Source organism: Zobellia galactanivorans (assembly GCF_000973105.1).
Classification (GTDB): domain Bacteria; phylum Bacteroidota; class Bacteroidia; order Flavobacteriales; family Flavobacteriaceae; genus Zobellia; species Zobellia galactanivorans.
In genome coordinates, this window is record NC_015844.1 from 1,465,021 (window position 1) to 1,484,891 (window position 19,871).

Here is a 19,871-nt window from a genome sequence, read left to right on the forward strand (position 1 = left end):
TGAAATAGAACACCGATGAAAAAACGGATCTTATTAAAAATAGGCTCGAACACCCTAACCAAGGAAACCGATCAGATTTCTAGGGGAAAGATAGAGGATATAGGGAGGCAGATCGCTTCGCTCAAAGACGACTATGAATTTATCATCGTAAGTTCGGGGGCCATTGCCGCCGCCAAACAGTTCGTAAAGTTGGAGCACAACGGAGAGGACATTAACGTAAAACAAGCCTTGGCGGCCATTGGCCAGCCCCACCTGATGCGTATGTTTCAGGAAAGTTTTAGGGAACTCGGCCTATTTGCGGCCCAATGCCTTTTATCGTACTCCGATTTTGAGAATCCGAAATCAAAGGCAAACATCAAGAACACCATTGATATTTTGGCCAGCAACAATTTTATTCCGATCATTAACGAAAACGATACGGTAGCCGCCGATGAGATCCAATTTGGCGATAACGACAAACTGGCCGCATTGACCGCGGCATTGCTCAAGGCCGACCTTTTGTTGATCGCGACCAATACCAACGGTATCTATACCAAAACCTCAATTGAAAACGGGCAACCCGAAACGATTTTTGAAGTTTTGGGCATCGATAGCCTGCAACAAGAGATCAGCTCGCATAAGTCGTCACACGGTACGGGCGGCATGCAATCTAAAGTAGAGGCCGCAACCATTGCCCAAAAGGCCGGCATTGAAACCTGGATCGTCAACGGCCTTAACGACAATTTTATAAGCGATGCCCTTGGGGGATCGGGAAAGCATACGAAGATCAAAACCAAGGACGGCCACTTTTTAGAAGGCCACTGAAGCAAATCCATAGAAAAAAATTAGAACAGCCAGAGAAACAGAACACAAATGAAACATTACCTTTCCGTACAAGACATAGATTCATTGGACCATTGGGTGGAAGAAGCCCGAGACCTAAAAGAAGATCCCAAAAAGCACAAGAACCTAGGTTCCGACAAAACGATTGGGCTATTGTTCTTCAACAACAGTCTCCGTACCCGCCTAAGCACCCAAAAAGCCGCTATGAACCTTGGTATGGAAGTTATTGTCATGAACTTTGGAAGCGAAGGATGGGCTCTGGAATACGCCGATGGTACCGTTATGGACCAAGGCACTTCCGAACATATCAAGGAGGCCGCGCAAGTGGTTTCGCAGTATTGTGACATTATCGCCATTAGGGCCTTCGCCGGACTTAAGGACAAAGAAGAGGATGAGGCCGAGAAAGTCCTAAACGGATTTAAAAAATACGCTTCCGTACCTATCGTGAATATGGAAAGTTCGGTAGGCCATCCTTTACAAGCCTTGGCCGATGCCATTACCCTGGCCGAACAGAATACCAAGGCACGTCCTAAAGTGGTGCTTTCATGGGCCCCGCATCCGAAGGCGCTTCCACATGCCGTAGCCAATTCATTTGTAGAAATGATGCATTTACAGGATGCCGACTTTGTGATCACCCATCCCGAAGGCTATGAACTCAATCCCGAGATCACCAAGGGGGCGACCATCGAATACGACCAGAAAAAGGCTTGCGAAAATGCCGATTTCATCTATGTAAAAAACTGGAGCAGCTATAGCGACTACGGAAAGGTGCTGAACCAAGATAAAAATTGGACGATGACCCCTGAAAAAGTGGGTAAGGCCAAATTTATGCACTGTCTACCGGTACGAAGAAACGTTGTGGTGGCCGATGCCGTTTTAGACGGCGACCGATCACTGGTCATCGAACAGGCCAATAACCGAACCTATGCCGCCCAGATCGTACTGAAAAAAATCTTGGAACAATAAGCCCATGAAATTATCCATTGTCAAAATAGGCGGTAACGTCATTGAAAACAAAGAAGAACTTTCTAAGTTCCTAAAGGCGTTTTCCGAATTGGACGGCCCGAAAATCTTGGTCCATGGCGGCGGAAAACTCGCCACCCAACTGGGCAAAAGGCTGGGCATAGAATCGAAACTCATCGGCGGACGCCGCATTACCGATGCCCAAAGCCTCGAACTCATTACCATGGTCTATGGCGGACTCGTAAACAAGAACATCGTGGCCGAACTACAATCCCTTAACTGTAATGCCATTGGACTCAGTGGCGCCGACGGCAATACCATTCAAGCCCACAAACGACCCGTAAAGGATATCGATTACGGCTTTGCAGGCGATGTTGACGGCGTGAGCGCCCCAACGGTCTCCAAACTCTTGGAAGCGGGACTTACCCCTGTTTTCTGTGCCATGACGCATGATGGAAAGGGACAATTACTGAACACCAACGCAGATACCATAGCCTCTGAACTATCCATTGGCATGAGCGAAAACTACGAAACCACCCTGTATTATTGTTTTGAAAAAAAGGGGGTTTTAATGGACGTAAACGATGACGCATCGGTGGTAAAACACATCGATAGCCAATCGTACCAAAGTTTACTTGAGCAGAACGTCATCGCTGACGGCATGCTTCCCAAAATGGAAAATTGCTTTCACGCCCTAAAACGAAACGTACACCAGGTACGTATTGGCGATATCGGCATGCTCGACCCTAAATCTACTTTATTCACGACCCTCACCCTATAAAAATGGAACAAGCAGCATTAACGCAAAAAGCGATAGAATTACTAAAGGAACTGATTTCGATACAATCGTTTTCATCGGAGGAAGACAAAACTGCCGACGCCATTGAAAACTGGTTCAAAGCTTTTGACATTCCCTTTAAACGACACCTTAATAACGTGTATGCGGTGAACAAGCACTTCGACGAAAGCAAGCCCACGCTTCTTCTCAATTCGCACCACGATACGGTGAAACCGAATTCGGCCTATACGCGAGACCCCTTCCTTCCGCATATCGAGGATGGCAAACTTTATGGATTGGGCAGTAACGATGCAGGTGGCGCCTTGGTTTCCCTTATTGCTACCTTTACACACTACTACGCCGAAGAAAACCTCAACCACAACATTTTGATGGTAGCTTCTATGGAAGAAGAAAGTTCCGGGCCCAATAGCCTTAGGGGACTTTTACCACACCTACCCAAAATTGACGTAGCCATAGTGGGCGAACCTACGTTATTGGATTTGGCCATAGCCGAAAAGGGATTGGTTGTTTTTGATGCAGTCATCAAAGGTACACCATCGCATGCCGCACATCCGAACGACAACAACTCCATTTACAACACCATAGAAGTTTTGGAGTGGTTCAAAAATTATAAGTTCGACAGGGTTTCCGACGCACTCGGACCCGTAAAATTAACGGTCACACAAATTAACGGAGGTTCCCAACACAATGTCGTTCCTGCGCAGGTAGACTTGGTTATAGATGTAAGGGTGAACGATAAATACACGAATAGTGAAATTGCCGAAATCTTAAAAAAGGAAGCACCTTGCGAACTAAAGGAGCGCTCTTTAAAACTGAACTCTTCGGCCATTGATATAAACCACCCTTTAGTGCAGTCGGGAATCGCATTGGGAAGAAAGACCTACGGCTCGCCTACACTCTCCGATCAAGCGGCCCTGAGCTGTCAATCATTGAAATTGGGCCCTGGCGATAGTACCCGTTCGCATTCTGCCGATGAATATATTTACGTTCATGAAATTGAAGAGGGAATTGATCTGTACATTAACTTATTAAAAGGATTCTTAAAACAGAATTAAGTACTGAGTACAAAGTATTAAGTTTCACTTAATCTTAGACTTTGTACTTCGTACTGATTACTCAATACTTATAAAAATGAAACTCTGGGACAAAGGCTTTAGCACCGACAAAAAAATAGACCATTTCACCGTGGGAAACGACCGCGAACTCGATCTGCACTTGGCGAAGTACGACGTGATCGCTTCGCAGGCCCACGCCAAAATGCTGGGTAAAATAGGATTGTTGACCGATGAGGAAACCTCGGACTTGGTCAAAGAATTGGATGCCATTGCCGAAACCATTGAAAAGGGTGAATTCACCATCGAGGATTCGTTTGAGGACATGCACTCCAAAATAGAGTACGTACTCACCGAAAAACTAGGGGACACCGGTAAAAAAATACATACGGCCCGATCGCGAAACGACCAGGTTTTGGTGGCCATGCACCTCTACCTGAAGAACGAACTGACCGAGATAAAATCGGGAACCAAGGAACTGTTTGATTTGTTATTGGAACTTGCCGAGAAATACAAAGACGTATTACTTCCTGGGTATACCCACTTACAAATTGCCATGCCATCTTCTTTTGGCCTATGGTTATCGGCCTATGCGGAGAGCCTTATCGACGATTTGTATTTTGTCGATGCCGCCTATAAAGTGGCCGACCAAAACCCCTTGGGAAGCGCTGCGGGTTACGGAAGTTCCTTCCCCATAGACCGTAGTTTTACGACCAAGGAAATGGGTTTTGAGACCCTGAAATACAACGTAGTCGCCGCTCAAATGGGCCGGGGCAAGGTGGAAAAAGCTACAGCCTTCGGGATGGCCAATATTGCCGCTACCCTATCAAAACTGGCCATGGACATCTGCCTGTACATGAGCCAGAATTTCAACTTTTTGTCCTTTCCCGACGAACTGACTACCGGTAGTAGCATTATGCCGCACAAAAAGAACCCCGATGTTTTTGAATTGGTTCGAGGCAAGTGCAACAAGCTACAGAGCATTCCCAACCAGTTGACCTTGGTCATCAACAACCTGCCCAGTGGCTACCACAGGGACCTGCAATTGGTAAAGGAAATCATCGTGCCCGCCATTCAGGACATGAAGGCCTGTTTGGAAATATTGACTTTCAGCCTTAAGGAAATGAAAGTGAACAAAGGCATACTGGAAGACCCCAAATACGACTATCTCTTTAGTGTCGATACACTGAACGAACTCGTACAGAGCGGCATGCCCTTTAGGGACGCCTATAAAAAAATGGGGATGGAGATCCAGGAAGGCACCTTTACCCCTAAACGCGACATTCATCATACCCATGAAGGTAGTTTAGGAAATTTGTGTTTGGAGGAAATTAAAGGGAAGATGGACAAGATTTCTTAAATTGGACAAGGTATCACAGAAATAAGGCTTCATGAGAACGCATAAACAGTACATTCATTTATTTTTTTTGATTTTAGTAATGGTAGTGGCGCCAAGTATAAATGCCCAAGACACCTATCAAAGGAATACGTCCGCCGATGTACAGAACTATGTGTTCGCCCTTCGCCTATCCGACGAATCAAACAAGATAAAGGGCGAGGCCGAAATTACGGTGGCCTTTAAAAACGGGGTAAATCCCTTTGCCTTGGACCTCATTGCCCAATCGGGAAATTACGGTATGGATGTTTCCGGTGTTTTTGAAGGTGATACCCCGGCCAACTACAGCTATGAGGGAAATAAAATAAAAATTGCCCCTGGCCCATCCGAAGAAAAAACCCGCACCTACCGAGTGCTGTATGAAGGTATTCCTGAAAGGGGACTCGTTATAGACACCACCAAATTCGGACAGCGTTCCTTCTTTGGCGATAACTGGCCGAACTTGGCAAGGCATTGGCTTCCATCGGTAGACCACCCTTACGACAAGGCATCGGTAGAGTTCCGGATTACGGCCCCCGCCCATTACGACGTGGTGGCCACGGGCGAAAAAATAGAGGAAAGCAACCTGGGCAACGGCCTAAAGCTCACCAGCTATAAAGAACCGGCCCCGGTAGCCATGAAAGTCGTGACCATTGGGGTTACCAAATTTGCGAGCAAACTATTGGACGAGGTTTACGATATTCCCGTTTCGGCCTGGGTATATCCCGAAAACCGACTTGAGGGTTTTTCCGATTACGGGGTGGCCACCAAAGTATTAAAATACTTTATCGACAACATTGGTCCGTATTCCTACGCCAAACTCGCCAATATGCAGGCCAAGACCCAGTGGGGCGGATTGGAAAACGCTGGTACCATTGCCTATTTTGAAAATTCCGTTACCGGAAAAAACGAGGTAGAAGGACTCATAGCCCACGAAGTCGCCCACCAATGGTTTGGCAATTCGGCCAGTGAAAAGGACTGGAACCATGTGTGGCTCAGTGAAGGTTTTGCTACCTACTTTGCTATACTCTATCAGGAAAGTGTGTACGGCAATGAGAAGCGAAAAGAAGAATTGGAGCTTGATCGCAAGCAAATCATCGACTACTACCTAAAGCATCCCTCACCCATTATAGACCCTAGCATTACCGACCCGATGAAAGTGTTAAGTGTCAACACCTATCAAAAAGGCGGTTGGGTATTGAACATGCTACGCCATAAGCTTGGCGATGAAAGCTTTTGGAAAGGCATACGGACCTATTACAAAGCTTTTCAGAACTCGAACGCCATATCGGCCGACTTCCAGAAAATAATGGAGGAGGTTTCCGGAGAAGACCTAGAGACCTTCTTTCAGCAATGGCTTTTCACCAAAGGACACCCAGAACTCAAATGGGACTGGAGTTACAACAAGAGAAAGCTACAAATCAACATAGCGCAGCTCCAAAAACATCACATTTTTAAATTTCCCTTGGAAATAGGGGTCATAAAAGACGGTAGGATTACGACCTACACAACAGAAATCGATACGGCCGTAAAAAAGCATACCATAAAAATGGATTCTAAACCCGACAAGGTAATCCTAGACCCGGAATCTTGGCTGTTGTTTGAGGAAAAGAACGATTAGAGAAACGATAAAATCTAGATTTTCGGTTAAAAAAGTTCTAGAAAAGACAAAACCGATACGAATATCGGTCTTAAGGCTTGTTGCCGTTTACTTAAACAAATAAACTATGACACAAAGATGTAGCTTTTATAACTTTCAAAAGTTACCTTAACCTTACTTTATGGTTATCGAATCCAATCTATTTCCAGTATCGATTCGATTATTTAATCATACCCAAATTCACTACCTCCTGTTCGGTCAGGTAGCGCCAATGTCCCCTAGGTAAATCTTTTTTGGTAAGACTTCCATAAACCACACGGTCTAGTTTTATGATATCATAACCCAAGGTCTCAAAAATACGTTGAACGATGTTGGTTCGCGTACTGAAAATCTCCATCCCAACTTGGGTTTTAGGAGCCTTGTCTACAAAACTGATATCTTGTACCCTCACCACTTTCTCGTCAACGGTAAGACCGTCTTGGATCTTCTTCATGTCCGCACTACGCAAAGGTTTGTTCAATTCGATATGAAAAATCTTTCGCAATCCGTTTTTAGGACTGTTCAGACGTTTGGTCAATTCGCCGTCATTGGTAAACAACAGGAGTCCTGTCGTATCTTTACTCAGTTTACCAACAGGCTTGAGCTCTGTTTTTGTCGCTTTGGAAATCAGGCCTAGGGCCGTACGTCTCCCCTGCTCATTTCTGCTGGCAGTAGTAAAGTCCTTCGGCTTATTCAGTAGTACGTACTCTTTTTTAATAGGGTTCAACAAGCGACCATCGAATTTTACTTCGTCGGTAATTTTCACTTTATACCCCATCTCGGTTACCGGTTTTCCATTTACGGTCACACTGCCCGCGGAAATATAAATATCAGCTTCCCTACGTGAACATACGCCAGAATTGGCCACATATTTGTTCAAACGCATCACGTTGGGATCGGATGGCGCCTTAGGTGCTTCCGTATTCTTTTTTAAAGGTGAATTGCCACGAGCATAACTCTTCTTTCGAAAAGTACCACCTTGCCTCCCTGAGGCTCTCTTATCATTGTTGGAATCTGATCTGCCCATATCTATAATTTATGCAAAGGTAGCTTTAATCTTTGAACTCTACGGTAGATTGACGCTCCCGATTTACGGTAAGCTTCGTTACATCCGGTCTTGAATAGTGCCCTACGGGATCAAAATTTTGGCGTTCTTCGTAAACCCTGTTAAAATCGAGGCTGTGATACAACAGGCCTTCCCTATCTATTACAGGCTCAACCAACCATTCCCCATCAGGACCCGCTATACAAGATCCTCCATTGGCCATCACTTCGGGTGCCTTTTTTAATATTTCAGATAAATGCGGGGTCGTTTCAGGAAAATCTTCCCTTTTCATCAACGAAGAAACGGAAACCACAAAACTGCGGGACTCGCGTGCTATAAAACGTGTAATATCCCTTGTATTGTGATCGCTCCCTGGCCAAACGGCAATATGCAAATTTTCTCCCTGTCCGTAAAGGGCGGTTCTCGGCAATGGCATCCAGTTCTCCCAACAGTTGAGTCCTCCAACGGTAAATTCCTTTAGGGGATGAACCTGAAGTCCGTTTCCATCACCCGGCGCCCACGTCAGGCGTTCGTCATAAGTAGGCTGCAATTTACGGTGTACCGACTTGATTTTACCATTTGCATCAATGTATACCAAGGAACAGTACAAACTATGTCCTCCCCTATTCCGGGCCCTTTCTATCATTCCCAAATAAACAGCTATCTTGTTCTCTTGCGCCAGTTTACATACCGAATCAAGTTCGCCCGTTTCAACCTGTACGGCATTGCTGGCGTAGTGGGCATACAGTTCTTTATTGACCTTGGTATCCCAAGCGGCACCATCGGTCAAGGCCAACCAGAACGGATAACCGGGCAAAAGGGCTTCACCAAAAACCACAAGCTCCGCTTTTTCAACCGCGGCTTCCTGAATGCAAGCCTCTATTTTTTTAAGCGTCGCTTCCTTATTCAACCACACCGGGGCGATTTGGGCCATGGCCACTTTCAGTATATTTTCCATTATAAAATCCTATTTAATACTAAGTCGACATCTATCAAGAGAATGCTAAAAACACCTACGATGATGATCAGTTTAAGAATGTTGTGCAACCACACATAATCTTTCTTTGATTGTGACCTAACCAACAGCACCAAGAACAGGATCAAAAGGAGCACACAGGCCATAAAATAGTAATTCATATACCCTACATCAAACTTAAGGATCAATAACAGGGAAGGGATCAAGGTGAGCAAGATCAAAATCGAAATAAGTATCTTAGAAACCTTTCCCCCATATAAAATAGGAATGGTCTTATAGTTGTGTACCAAGTCCCCTTTTATATTTTCAAGATCTTTTATCATCTCACGGGCCAAAATGAGGAGAAACAAGAACATGGCATGTACGAATATGACCGTTTCAAAATTCTTGTAATAGACGAATACCGCAAAAAAGGGTGCGATGGCCAAGGTTGCGGAAACAAAATTGCCCACAAAGGGCAGTCGCTTTAACTTATGCGAATACAGCCAAATACCAAAAATATAGGCCGAAAAGAAAAACACGGCCTTAAACGAAACATAGCTTGCCGCTATGACCGCCAAGAAGTTAAGGATAAAGTAAGTACTGAGCTTGAACTGCTGACTGATAAACCGGTCGATCATGCTCTTTCTCGGCTTATTGATCAAGTCTTTTTCGGCATCGTAAAAATTGTTGATGATATAGCCTCCGGCAATGACCAAGGCCGATGATACGACAATAAGAAAAAGGTTTAGGTCAAAAATTACCTGGCGAAGCGGTAATTGGTGGGCCAATATGTAAATGGACGCCAAATACTGGGCTAAAATGACCATTAAGATATTGTAGCCGCGAACCACAGAAAACAGACCAAATACCTTTAATAGTAAAAGCCTATGTTTTCTACTAAGCATGTGTATGTCTTTTTAGAAGTTGTAGACCACTTCCAAATTATAGCCTTTCAATGCTTTTTTTGCTTTTTCCAAATCTTGTGCAAAACCTAGGATGTAACCACCGCCACCGGAACCACAAAGTTTGAGGTAGTAGTCGTTGGTCTCGATACCTTTTTTCCATAAGTCATGAAATTTGGCAGGTATCATAGGCTTGAAATTATCGAGTACAACATGAGACAATTGCTTCAAGTTGCCAAAAAGTGATTTTACGTTACCGCTTACAAAATCTTCTACGCAGGCATCGGTGTGTTTGATGAACTGGTCTTTGAGCATATTACGAAAACCCTCTTGCTTCATCTTTTCCATAAAGATCTGGACCATGGGCGCAGTCTCGCCCGTTGACCCACTATCCAACAAGAATACGGCACCCTTGCCCTGGGGGTTTTGGGTAGGTATACTCGTTGATTCGATATTGTCTTTTGAATTGATCAAGATAGGAATACTCAAATAGCTGTTCAAAGGATCAAGGCCTGAAGATTTTCCGTGGAAAAAGGACTCCATTTTACCAAAAATATCTTTTAACCTCAACAGTTTCTCCCTTGTCAAGTTCTCTAAAACCGTAATCTTATCTTGCGCGTATTTGTCATAAATAGCCGCCACGAGCGCACCACTACTGCCCACACCATAACCTTGCGGAATGGAACTATCAAAATACATTCCCCTGGCCACGTCGGCTTTCATCGCATCAAAATCAAAAGAAACCAAATCAGGACTGTTTTTATGCACCATTTCAAGATAGCCCACGTACTCACGAAGGCTTGCGTTGGATTTCCTAGCTGTATCCGACGGATTTTCATCGGTCTTCAATGCTCCCTTAAAAAAATTATAGGGAATGGAAAGTCCTTTCGAATCTTTGATGATCCCATATTCCCCGAAGAGAAGTATTTTAGAATAAAACAATGGTCCTTTCATTATCTAGTTGATTAGATATGCTGCAAAAATACGAAATATCCCTTTGATGCTTCTATAATTCTGCCCCACAACACGATTAAAGCTACAATTTTATCTATTAAAACCCACAACTTGCTTTCAATAAGTCGAATCGAAAGAACAATTCTTACCTATCACTGGCCCAATTGGTTATCCGCTTTTAATAAAGACATGCCCTATATACGTTTTTTCCTCCGCTATGGATTAAAGCGGCACGTACTTCTTAAAGCACTAACGGCGACCGCCGCTTTTAATTATGAAGTTTTAATTAATTTTTCGGGCTCCCCTTCCAACATGGTCGTGAATGAACTGTCCGTTTTGACAATAGCCCGCCAGTTCATCGGCAATAAAGCGTTCCACCAAGGCCTTTTCGTTTTTAGGATAAAGCACATGAACGTTGGCCCCGGCATCTAAGGTAAAACACACATGGGTCTTGGTTGCCTCACGGTAAGCCCATATTCTATTGATGATCTCAAGGGTATTCGGCTTCATCAGTATAAAGTAGGGGCGACTGGTCATCATCATGGCGTGAAGCGTAAGTGCCTCACTTTCTACAAGCCCAATAAATTCATCGAGATTACCACTCTCAAAAATAGACCGTAGTTTCGAAAGGTTTTCATGAGCTTGGTCAAATCGTTGTTTTGAAAACGGGTGATTGTGCATCAAATCATGTCCTACCGTACTGCTTACCTGCTTTTGACCTTTATCGACCAAAAGAATGGTATCGCAATAGTCATTAAAAACCGAATGGACTTTATAAGGATATTCAATACCGTACAGATCGGAACTACCCTCGGTTCCCGCGTGTTCGCCCCATTGCACCAAACTACCCTTGATACTGCGGGCGGCACTTCCCGAACCCAATCGCGCCAAAAACGAAGCCTTCCGATTGAAAAAATCGGCCGACATGCCAGGGTCCAAATTCCGTTCTATTTCCATAAGGCACAGCGCCAAGGCGCTCATACCTGAAGCCGATGATGCAATACCACTGCTATGCGGAAACGAATTGGACGTTTCTATTTCAAAATGATATTCCTTCAAAAACGGAAGATATGGGTATACCCGTTCAAAAAACGTTTTGATTTTTGGCTTGAAGCCTTCCTCTTTCTTACCGTCCAAAGAAATCTCAAAGGAAAAAGCATCGTTTGGCCTATCGGCTTTTCTATATGAAAGGGTCGTTACCGTGGCACACTCGTTCAATGTAAAGCTGATGGACGGGTTAGCGGGTATTTGGTTTTCCTTTTTTCCCCAATATTTCACCAAAGCAATGTTACTGGGAGACTTGTACCTTGTGTTTCCAGATGCAACGGGCTTAGTATAGGGCGAAGGAATAAATTCTTTTACGGTCATCGGGAAATATTTTGTGCAAAGATAGTTTTTACAACAAATGTTGTAATAGCCAAAAGAATAAATCACTAATTTAGAGCTTAAAGCTTCCCGTTTTGAAAAAGAAAGCCCTCTATATCACCTTTGCCATAAGTATTTGTCTGGCCATTGGCTTTTTATCAAGTTTCGCTACCCAAAGTTCGGTAAACGATTGGTTCACTACGCTCAACAAACCGAGTTTCAACCCACCTAGCTGGCTTTTTGCCCCCGTATGGACGGTACTTTATATCATGATGGGAGTGGCCGCCGGCATTGTCTGGGCCAAGGGGCTTTACCACCTTTGGGTAAAGACGGCATTGTACCATTTCGGGTTTCAGCTATTGCTCAACGCCGCTTGGAGCATTGTTTTCTTCGGATTAAAGGAACCGCTTTGGGCCCTTTTCGTAATTATTGCCCTGGTCATTGTGCTATCCTTGACCATAAAATGGTTCAAGGTAGTGAGCAAAACCGCCGCTTGGCTGCTCGTACCCTACCTCTTGTGGGTGTGCTTTGCCACCGTTCTGAACTATAAGCTTTGGGAACTCAACTAGCATCGCCCTACGAGGCCATTTCCAGTAACTTGACCATGGTACCGTAATTACGGGCAGTAGCCTCAACCTTTAATTTTCCTTCGATACGATTGTTATTCAATTTTGCCTTACCGTACCCGGCTTTACAAAGTAAGTATACACAAAAATCGGTAATTGTAAAATCTTCATTGGCATAGGTTTCCCTACCAAAAGTCGCCGACCGTTCTTTTTCAGGTGGGTTTTTCAACAATACGAAATACACTTGTTTCCTTGAAATGGCCCCTGCATCGGTAAATGGATTGCCCATAACAAGGTTTTCGAATTCCTTTTTCGTTTTCACGAGAACGGGTACTTCAAACCCAAAGCTACTTTTGATGTGTTCCGTAATTGAAGCTTCAAGGCCGCCTGTATCGTCTTTATGACTTTGGAAGACCACATTGCCGCTTTGTATATAGGTTTTTACATTCAAAAAACCCATATCATTCAACATGGTGCGCAAGTCGGCCATAGGAAGCCTTTTTTTTCCACCGACGTTTATTCCCCTTAAAAGAGCGATATATACTTTCATTTAAAAGCATTTGCGATGGCCTGTGCGGCAATATAGCCCCCGGTCCATGCATTTTGAAAATTGAAGCCCCCTGTTATAGCATCTACATCGATAACCTCGCCTGCAAAGTACATTCCAGGTAATTTTTTACTCTCGTAGGTTTTAAAATTGATTTCCTTTAAATCGATTCCCCCGGCCGTAACAAACTCCTCTTTAAAGGTGCTTTTCCCATCAATTTTCAACTCACATTCCGTAAGTTGACGGGCCAACTTCTCCAATTGGCTCTTGGTGATATCGGCCCATTTATCGGTTTCGGAAATATCGGAAGCCCTAACTAGGTTCGTCCATAAACGACGGGGCACTTCCACCGCCTTGGTTCGTAGCACAGTTTTTTTTGCCTCTATTTCCTTGATTTCAGAGAAGAGCCCCATTAAACCTTCAAAATTGTATTCGGGCAACCAATTTACCCGAATCTTAAAGCGGTACTCCATCTCGTTCAATACACGGGCTCCCCATGCCGACAGTTTTAAAATAGCAGGCCCGCTCAAACCCCAATGGGTTATAAGCAAGGGGCCATCGGAAGTTAAAATAGCCGATTTGCCGTTGTTACTTTTCAGTTTTGTGGTGACCTTTGACTGATACACCCGATTTTCGAATACCTCGACCTCGGCCATAGTACTTACCCCGGGTATACCGGAAATACGCTTGTCCTTACAATTGAAAGTGAACAATGAAGGTACGGCAGGAACTAGGGAGTGGCCAAGATCTTTTAAAAGTTTCCATATCTTGGGATTGCTTCCGGTAGCGACCACAACTTTTTTACATTGATATTGATGCTTGATAGTGGTAATCTGCCAGGCCGTTTCATGATTTTCCATGGGAAGGGACTCAATTGCGGAAACGGCACTATGTTTTAAAACCTTAATACCCAAACGGGCCGCTTCCCCTAAAAAACAATCAATAATGGTCTGCGATGAATCGGAGGTAGGAAACATACGCCCGTCCGGTTCTATTTTTAGGTTTATTCCCCTTTCCTCAAAAAAGGCTACGGTATCGCCACTACAATAGGTATGGAAGGGGCCTAAAAGTTCTTTCTCTCCCCTCGGGTAGTTCTTTACCAGTTCCCTTGGGTCAAATTCGGCATGGGTTACATTGCACCGGCCGCCCCCGGAAACCTTCACCTTGCCCAAAACGTCCTTACCACGCTCGAGAATCGCAATTTTCAAATGGGGCCTTGCCTCCGCAATATGTATTGCTGTATAAAACCCGGCCGCACCACCACCTATGACTATTACATCGAACATTATTCTATGCGTTCAGGATAATTGGTAATGATACCATCTACGCCCAATCGTTTCATTTGCAGTATATCTTGGGGGTCGTTTACCGTCCAAGGGTAGATCTTGAAGCCTGCTTCCTTTATCTTTTGGGTATTCTTAGCCGTGAGCCGTTTAAAATTAGGGTTGACGGCCTCTGCATTCAAGTCCTCACCAATGACAAGCCCCCCTAAGGGATTCCCTTCCGTCAATATGGCGATACGGACATCGGTATTCAGAGCGCGCATGTCCCGCAGTTCCTCCCACTCAAAACTGGAAATGATAAAATCGTCCAGCTTCCATTTCCCCGTCTTTACAGCGGCTTCCATCATGGTATTTACATCGGCCGCGGTGTTTCTTCCTTTTAGCTCGATATTGAGCTGGGTCCTTCCCCCCATAACCTCCAAGACTTCTTGAAGCGTGGGTATCTTATGCCCACCTTCTAGGGTCAAAGCCTTCAGTTCGGCCAGGCTATAGCTCTCTATTGCCCCCTCCCCATCGGTCAAGCGTTCTACGCTATCGTCGTGAAACACTACGATTTCACCGCTTTTGATCTTGAAAACATCAATTTCCAACATATCTACCCCCATTTCCATGGCTTTTTCAATAGAGGCTATGGTATTCTCGGTTTCATGCCCCATGGCCCCACGGTGACCAATAACAAGCGGTTTTTTATTTTCCATACAACTCGATACAACTAAAACACAAAAGATAGCCAGAACGGACAACTTATTCATGATATATTATTTTACAATGAAAATAAAGGATTCCAACGGATCGATATCGATACGCACCTGGGCGGAGGCATTCTCTACCCTTAAAATTTTTTCTACGCCGTAAAGCGCATCTACGATAGTATGTTCGCCATCTGACAATTGCCATTCGCGAACTATATTTTCAGGAAGCTTCAGTTCAAAACCGAACCAATCGTTGGCATCAAAATTAGAGATAATGATCAACTTCTCGTTTTCGGACCACCGTACATAGGAAAGTACATGGTGGTTATAATATTCGGTATGGTCTTTATTATAAAAATGAATGTCTTGGTACGCCCCCATCAAGGCATCACTCTTGACCGTAAACGTCAACAAACGTTGATAGAAATCGCGTAATTCCGCCTCATTTCCAGAAAGCTGCCCACCGTCGAACTTTTTATCGTTCAACCACCTTTGATGGTGGGGTACGCCGATATAATCGAAGATGGACGTTCGGCTAGGCCCACCGAAACCCGCTTTTTCCGCGGCGGGCTCGCCTACTTCCTGCCCGAAATAAACCATGATAGGCGCCGTGGTCATCGTTGCCGACACCACCATGGCCGGTTTTCCCTTTCTGGCATCACCGGCAAACTCTGGGGAAGCAATACGCTGCTCATCGTGGTTTTCCAAGAAATGCAACAAGTGATGTTCAATATCCTTGGTTCCGTTTTTAACTACGGGGATATGGTCTGTCCATCCGTTGCCCTGCATGATGTGCTTTAGGGAATCGTACATCTCCACCTTGTCGTAGAGGTAGTCCATCTTACCCTTAAAAATATAATTTCGGTATTCGTTGGGGTTGTAGACCTCAGCCATTAAAAAGGCCTCCGGATTTTTCATCTTGATGTTCGAGTTCATATAGCTCCAAAACTCTACCGGCACCATTTCCGCCATGTCATAACGAAATCCGTCTACGCCCATATCTATCCAATACAGCGCTATATCCTTAAATTTCACCCAAGAATCGGGTACCGACCTTTTTTGCCAAAACTCATAATGAGCCTTATGGTCTTTTGCCCCAAAATCATCGGCCAAGACTTCAAAATCGTAAGAACCATCGGGTCGTACGCCATAATTTATTTTGACCGTTTCGTACCAATCATTAAAATCGGGTTGCGCCAAACGCGAACCGTTACCGGTCCATTTTGCCGGGTTTTCATAAAATTTATGGTCGACCCCCTTATGTTTTTCCCCGCCCAAGGGCAAATAACCATCACGCCATTCGGGCACTTGAAAAGGCGTGCTGGGGATGTAGTAAAAATTGTTATCCCGGTGGTATTCTACCGAAGTATCGTCGGAGGCCCCAAAGGGTTCTTGCCCTTCAGGTGTAGATTTTCCCTCATAATTTCGCGCCACGTGATTGGGCACAATATCAATAATCACTTTAAGTTGCGATTTATGCGTACGGTCGATCAAATCGACAAACTCCTGTAACCTGTTTTCAGGCCGATCGGCCAAATCGGGATTGACGTTGTAGTAATCTTTTACGGCATAGGGCGAACCCGCCCTTCCCTTGACCACATCGGGGTCGTCGTTTGAAATACCATAGGCCGTATAGTCATTGATAACGGCATGATGGGGTACACCGGTGTACCATATGTGCGTCACGCCCAGGTTTTTGATCTCTTGCAGGGCCTTTTTTGAGAAATCCGAAAATTTACCCACCCCGTTCTCTTCAATGGTACCCCATGGTTTATTGTTGGTATTTGTATTACCGAACAACCTGGCAAACACCTGATAAACGACCTTTTTTTTACTTCCGCCCATGGATTAAACGACTTTTAGCTTGTTCGGCTTCAGAACGACGCGCTCGCCGTTTAAGCGAATGGACATATCATCTTGGCCGTTCAATAAGAATTCGGTACTATTCTTTTTTACCGTCACTTTAAGGATTCGGTTTCTAAAGTTGATCTTGAAGGAATAGGCTTCCCACTGTTCCGGTATTTTCGGCTCAAACGAAAGTTTATCGTCTACGATCCGCATGCCCCCAAAACCTTCTACGATACTCATCCAAGTACCGGCCATAGAGGTAATATGCAGGCCTTCTTCCACTTCTTTGTTGTAATCATCAAGGTCTAGGCGCGATGTTCTTAAGTAAAACATATAGGCCTGTTGCATACGATTGAGCTTTGCCGCCTGTATACTATGCACACAGGGCGACAATGAAGATTCGTGTACCGTAAAAGGTTCGTAGAAATCAAAATGCTTTTCGAGTTCTTCTTCCGTAAAATGGTCTTCAAAGAAATAGAAGCCTTGAAGTACATCGGCCTGTTTGATGTATGGGGAGCGAAGAATGCGGTCCCAACTCCATTTTTGATTGATAGGCCTCTGGTTTTTAGGAAGCTGGTCGACCGTAATCAACTCCTTGTCCAAAAAGCCATCCTGTTGCAAAAACACGCCTTTTTCCTCGGAATATGGAAAGTATATATTACCGGCCACCTTCTTCCATTGTGAAACTTCGCTATCGGTCAATTTGGTCTTTCCTATTACCCTACGGTAGTCATCGTTATAGCCGTCTTCGACTTTCTGCAACTGCTCTACGGCGAAGTCGATGCACCACTTGGCCAAATAGTTGGTATACCAGTTATTGTTGACATTGTTCTCGTATTCGTTGGGTCCGGTAACCCCCAAGATAACGTATTTGTTCTTTGCGGTTGAAAAGCTCGCCCGCTGGTGCCAGAAACGCGCGATGCCAATAAGCACTTCAAGTCCCATTTCAGGGATATACGAATAGTCGCCCGTAAACCGATAGTAGTTGTAAATAGCAAAAGCTATGGCCCCGTTACGGTGGATTTCCTCAAAAGTAATCTCCCATTCGTTATGGCACTCCTCCCCGTTCATGGTAACCATGGGATAAAGGGCGGCGCCATTGGAAAAACCTAATTTTTGAGCGTTCTCGATAGCCTTTTCAAGGTGGTTGTACCGGTATTTCAACAAACTCCGGGCAACGTTCTGGTCTTTGGTGGCCATATAGAAAGGGATACAATAAGCTTCGGTATCCCAATAGGTGCTACCTCCGTATTTTTCCCCGGTAAACCCTTTAGGGCCAATATTCAACCGGGAATCTTTTCCCAGATAGGTTTGGTTCAACTGAAAAATATTAAAACGGATACCTTGTTGCGCCTTAATATCGCCTGCAATCGTGATATCGCTCATTTCCCAAATTTTGGCCCATGCCTGTTTTTGCTTTTCGAGAAGCGTATCGAAACCCAATTCGAAAGCTTTGCCCAAGGCTGTTCTTGAGGCTTCTACCAAAGCAGAGGCCTGGTGATTTCTCGACACGGTATACCCTCCGAATTTATGGAGCGACAAAGTCTCACCTTGCTTGGCCATTTGAACATACTCATGGGCCACGCGCATATCGGCCGTATGTTCCGCAGGCTTAGCGATCAAGGCCTGGCCATTGAGGAACAATCTGTTTTCCATAAACGTACAGGTCTCGAAATGGGTTTTCATTGTATGGGCCTCTATGAAGGCCTGACCCGCTTCGGATCTGACCGAGGTGGTGTTCCAGAACTTATCGTCCCAATTGGAATCCTCGTTGGTAATACCGCTATCTAAATAGGGAACAAACTTAATTTCCGCATCGGCATTTTCGGGGGTGATTTCATAATTGATGGCCCCTACCTCATCTAAATCAAGTGACAAGAAACGGGTAACCTTTACCGACACCTGCGTGCCATTGGGCAGCACAGCGGTAAAAACACGGAGGTACCAACCTTCTTTCATATTCAGTTCCCGACTAAATCGGTCTACTTTTTTACAAGTGTTCAGATCTAGGGCTTCGCCATTGATATAAACATCTATACCAATCCAACTAGGCGCATTTAAAACCTTTGCAAAATATTCGGGATAGCCATTTTTCCACCACCCGACACGGGTCTTGTCGGGATAGTAAACCCCAGCGATATAACTACCTTGAAAGGTTTCTCCCGAATACTGTTCCTCAAAGTTGGCCCGTTGCCCCATAGCCCCGTTGCCGATGCTAAAAATACTTTCGGAAGACTTGACCAATTCCTTATCAAACCCCTCTTCGATTATCGACCAGGGGTCGGCTTTTATATACTCTTGCATATGATTAAAGTTTTAAGGGTAAAAAGATGATGAACTTAAGCTTGAACCGATGTCAAGCTTTCAAGAAAAGCAAGGCTCATTTCGGTAAAGTCGTTGAAATTATAATCCGCCTCAGAAAGAATCTGGGCATCGCCGATACCAATGCTTATCATATCGGCATTGTTGGCCGCCTGTATGCCCGCAACCGCATCTTCAAATACGACACAGTTTTCGGGGGCCACATTCAATTTTCGGGCCGCGATCAAAAACACTTCGGGGTCCGGTTTTGCCTTGCTTACATCGTTACCATCAACAATGGCATCAAAAGAAGGTAAAAGTTTGACCTTTTCCAAAATAGGGCGTGCATTTTTACTTGCCGAACCTAGGGCAATGGGAATATTTCTATCCTTCAGAAAACCTATGACCTTGGGCACATCGGGCAAAATTTCCGAAGCGTCCATTTTTTCTATATACTCAAGATAGTCCTCATTTTTTTCGACCATCCATCGATCAAACTGTTCTTGGGTAGCGGTAATCCCCCCTATATCAAGAAGAATCTCAAGACATCGTTTACGACTTACCCCTTTGAAGAGTTCGTTCTGTTCTTTTGTAAATTCAAATCCAAGTTCATTGGCCAGTTTTTTCCAAGCCAAATAATGATATTTTGCGGTGTCGACAATGACTCCGTCAAGATCAAATATAAACGCTGATGCTCCCATATAATTTTAATGTTTTTAATTATAAATCAACCGACATCAACCCGACCCAGCCACTGTTA

At 44.6% G+C, this 19,871-nt stretch carries 18 protein-coding genes; 7 read left to right on the top strand and 11 right to left on the bottom strand.

Features of this window, described 5'->3' with window-relative positions; translation table 11 throughout:
* Positions 1–15: 15 nt before the first annotated feature.
* The 6 genes from proB to ZOBGAL_RS05855 all read left to right on the top strand — a co-directional run bounded on the left by proB (position 16) and on the right by ZOBGAL_RS05855 (position 6,632).
* Positions 16–804, top strand: a complete 789-nt coding sequence (proB, locus tag ZOBGAL_RS05830; protein ID WP_013992598.1) for a glutamate 5-kinase — start codon at positions 16–18, stop codon at positions 802–804.
* Between the two features lie 48 nt (positions 805–852).
* Entirely contained in the window at positions 853–1,788 is a 936-nt protein-coding gene (locus tag ZOBGAL_RS05835) for an N-acetylornithine carbamoyltransferase (protein ID WP_013992599.1), read from the top strand.
* A gap of 4 nt (positions 1,789–1,792) precedes the next feature.
* Positions 1,793–2,566: an acetylglutamate kinase gene (gene argB, locus ZOBGAL_RS05840; protein WP_013992600.1), complete on the top strand. Its 774-nt coding sequence runs from the start codon at positions 1,793–1,795 to the stop codon at positions 2,564–2,566.
* Positions 2,567–2,568: 2 nt separating this feature from the next.
* Positions 2,569–3,639, top strand: a complete 1,071-nt coding sequence (locus tag ZOBGAL_RS05845) for a M20 family metallo-hydrolase (protein ID WP_013992601.1) — start codon at positions 2,569–2,571, stop codon at positions 3,637–3,639.
* Positions 3,640–3,715: 76 nt separating this feature from the next.
* Complete coding sequence (gene argH, locus ZOBGAL_RS05850; protein WP_013992602.1) at positions 3,716–4,996, top strand: argininosuccinate lyase; 1,281 nt, start codon at positions 3,716–3,718, stop codon at positions 4,994–4,996.
* Positions 4,997–5,027: 31 nt separating this feature from the next.
* Complete coding sequence (locus ZOBGAL_RS05855) at positions 5,028–6,632, top strand: M1 family metallopeptidase (protein ID WP_013992603.1); 1,605 nt, start codon at positions 5,028–5,030, stop codon at positions 6,630–6,632.
* 199 nt (positions 6,633–6,831) lie between these two features.
* On the opposite strand, the gene ZOBGAL_RS05860 is transcribed toward ZOBGAL_RS05855, so the two are convergent.
* The 5 genes from ZOBGAL_RS05860 to ZOBGAL_RS05880 all read right to left on the bottom strand — a co-directional run bounded on the left by ZOBGAL_RS05860 (position 6,832) and on the right by ZOBGAL_RS05880 (position 11,877).
* The gene (locus ZOBGAL_RS05860; RefSeq protein WP_046287369.1) at positions 6,832–7,677 is read right to left on the bottom strand and encodes a pseudouridine synthase; all 846 of its coding nucleotides are present in this window, start codon (positions 7,675–7,677) and stop codon (positions 6,832–6,834) included.
* Positions 7,678–7,702: 25 nt separating this feature from the next.
* Complete coding sequence (locus ZOBGAL_RS05865) at positions 7,703–8,653, bottom strand: carbon-nitrogen hydrolase family protein (protein ID WP_013992605.1); 951 nt, start codon at positions 8,651–8,653, stop codon at positions 7,703–7,705.
* Complete coding sequence (locus ZOBGAL_RS05870) at positions 8,653–9,558, bottom strand: geranylgeranylglycerol-phosphate geranylgeranyltransferase (RefSeq protein ID WP_013992606.1); 906 nt, start codon at positions 9,556–9,558, stop codon at positions 8,653–8,655. Before ZOBGAL_RS05870 ends, ZOBGAL_RS05865 begins: the two co-directional genes overlap by 1 nt.
* 12 nt (positions 9,559–9,570) lie before the next feature.
* On the bottom strand, positions 9,571–10,509 hold the full coding sequence (locus ZOBGAL_RS05875) for a mevalonate kinase family protein (RefSeq protein WP_013992607.1): 939 nt from the start codon (positions 10,507–10,509) through the stop codon (positions 9,571–9,573).
* A gap of 282 nt (positions 10,510–10,791) precedes the next feature.
* On the bottom strand, positions 10,792–11,877 hold the full coding sequence (locus ZOBGAL_RS05880) for a diphosphomevalonate/mevalonate 3,5-bisphosphate decarboxylase family protein (RefSeq protein ID WP_013992608.1): 1,086 nt from the start codon (positions 11,875–11,877) through the stop codon (positions 10,792–10,794).
* Between the two features lie 92 nt (positions 11,878–11,969).
* On the opposite strand from ZOBGAL_RS05880, the gene ZOBGAL_RS05885 reads away from it, so the two are divergent.
* Positions 11,970–12,443: a TspO/MBR family protein gene (locus ZOBGAL_RS05885; RefSeq protein ID WP_013992609.1), complete on the top strand. Its 474-nt coding sequence runs from the start codon at positions 11,970–11,972 to the stop codon at positions 12,441–12,443.
* Positions 12,444–12,450: 7 nt separating this feature from the next.
* Here the strand turns inward: ZOBGAL_RS05885 and ZOBGAL_RS05890 are convergent, their stop codons facing one another.
* From ZOBGAL_RS05890 to pgmB, 6 genes are read right to left on the bottom strand one after another with little or no spacing between them, the layout of a single operon-like run.
* Positions 12,451–12,990: a DUF1697 domain-containing protein gene (locus ZOBGAL_RS05890; protein ID WP_013992610.1), complete on the bottom strand. Its 540-nt coding sequence runs from the start codon at positions 12,988–12,990 to the stop codon at positions 12,451–12,453.
* Positions 12,987–14,273 carry a BaiN/RdsA family NAD(P)/FAD-dependent oxidoreductase gene (locus ZOBGAL_RS05895; protein ID WP_013992611.1) on the bottom strand — a complete coding sequence of 429 codons (1,287 nt, stop codon included), beginning with the start codon at positions 14,271–14,273 and terminating at the stop codon, positions 12,987–12,989. The genes ZOBGAL_RS05890 and ZOBGAL_RS05895 overlap by 4 nt, the downstream gene beginning before the upstream one ends.
* The gene (locus ZOBGAL_RS05900; protein WP_084724339.1) at positions 14,273–14,968 is read right to left on the bottom strand and encodes a glycerophosphodiester phosphodiesterase; all 696 of its coding nucleotides are present in this window, start codon (positions 14,966–14,968) and stop codon (positions 14,273–14,275) included. The genes ZOBGAL_RS05895 and ZOBGAL_RS05900 overlap by 1 nt, the downstream gene beginning before the upstream one ends.
* A gap of 60 nt (positions 14,969–15,028) precedes the next feature.
* Complete coding sequence (locus ZOBGAL_RS05905) at positions 15,029–16,807, bottom strand: alpha-amylase family protein (protein ID WP_013992613.1); 1,779 nt, start codon at positions 16,805–16,807, stop codon at positions 15,029–15,031.
* A 3-nt stretch (positions 16,808–16,810) separates the two neighbouring features.
* On the bottom strand, positions 16,811–19,114 hold the full coding sequence (locus ZOBGAL_RS05910; protein ID WP_013992614.1) for a glycoside hydrolase family 65 protein: 2,304 nt from the start codon (positions 19,112–19,114) through the stop codon (positions 16,811–16,813).
* Positions 19,115–19,149: 35 nt separating this feature from the next.
* Positions 19,150–19,812 carry a beta-phosphoglucomutase gene (pgmB, locus tag ZOBGAL_RS05915; protein ID WP_013992615.1) on the bottom strand — a complete coding sequence of 221 codons (663 nt, stop codon included), beginning with the start codon at positions 19,810–19,812 and terminating at the stop codon, positions 19,150–19,152.
* Positions 19,813–19,871: the final 59 nt, after the last annotated feature.

Excerpts from the sequence above, each read along its gene's own strand:
- ZOBGAL_RS05845 (WP_013992601.1), top strand. The coding sequence starts at position 2,569 with ATGGAACAAGCAGCATTAACGCAAAAAGCGATAGAATTACTAAAGGAA.
- argH (WP_013992602.1), top strand. The coding sequence starts at position 3,716 with ATGAAACTCTGGGACAAAGGCTTTAGCACCGACAAAAAAATAGACCAT.
- ZOBGAL_RS05890 (WP_013992610.1), bottom strand. The coding sequence starts at position 12,990 with ATGAAAGTATATATCGCTCTTTTAAGGGGAATAAACGTCGGTGGAAAA.
- ZOBGAL_RS05880 (WP_013992608.1), bottom strand. The coding sequence starts at position 11,877 with ATGACCGTAAAAGAATTTATTCCTTCGCCCTATACTAAGCCCGTTGCA.
- ZOBGAL_RS05865 (WP_013992605.1), bottom strand. The coding sequence starts at position 8,653 with ATGGAAAATATACTGAAAGTGGCCATGGCCCAAATCGCCCCGGTGTGG.
- ZOBGAL_RS05855 (WP_013992603.1), top strand. The coding sequence starts at position 5,028 with ATGAGAACGCATAAACAGTACATTCATTTATTTTTTTTGATTTTAGTA.
- ZOBGAL_RS05870 (WP_013992606.1), bottom strand. The coding sequence starts at position 9,558 with ATGCTTAGTAGAAAACATAGGCTTTTACTATTAAAGGTATTTGGTCTG.
- ZOBGAL_RS05905 (WP_013992613.1), bottom strand. The coding sequence starts at position 16,807 with ATGGGCGGAAGTAAAAAAAAGGTCGTTTATCAGGTGTTTGCCAGGTTG.
- argB (WP_013992600.1), top strand. The coding sequence starts at position 1,793 with ATGAAATTATCCATTGTCAAAATAGGCGGTAACGTCATTGAAAACAAA.
- ZOBGAL_RS05860 (WP_046287369.1), bottom strand. The coding sequence starts at position 7,677 with ATGGGCAGATCAGATTCCAACAATGATAAGAGAGCCTCAGGGAGGCAA.
- ZOBGAL_RS05875 (WP_013992607.1), bottom strand. The coding sequence starts at position 10,509 with ATGAAAGGACCATTGTTTTATTCTAAAATACTTCTCTTCGGGGAATAT.
- proB (WP_013992598.1), top strand. The coding sequence starts at position 16 with ATGAAAAAACGGATCTTATTAAAAATAGGCTCGAACACCCTAACCAAG.
- ZOBGAL_RS05835 (WP_013992599.1), top strand. The coding sequence starts at position 853 with ATGAAACATTACCTTTCCGTACAAGACATAGATTCATTGGACCATTGG.
- ZOBGAL_RS05895 (WP_013992611.1), bottom strand. The coding sequence starts at position 14,273 with ATGTTCGATGTAATAGTCATAGGTGGTGGTGCGGCCGGGTTTTATACA.
- pgmB (WP_013992615.1), bottom strand. The coding sequence starts at position 19,812 with ATGGGAGCATCAGCGTTTATATTTGATCTTGACGGAGTCATTGTCGAC.
- ZOBGAL_RS05900 (WP_084724339.1), bottom strand. The coding sequence starts at position 14,968 with ATGGAAAATAAAAAACCGCTTGTTATTGGTCACCGTGGGGCCATGGGG.
- ZOBGAL_RS05910 (WP_013992614.1), bottom strand. The coding sequence starts at position 19,114 with ATGCAAGAGTATATAAAAGCCGACCCCTGGTCGATAATCGAAGAGGGG.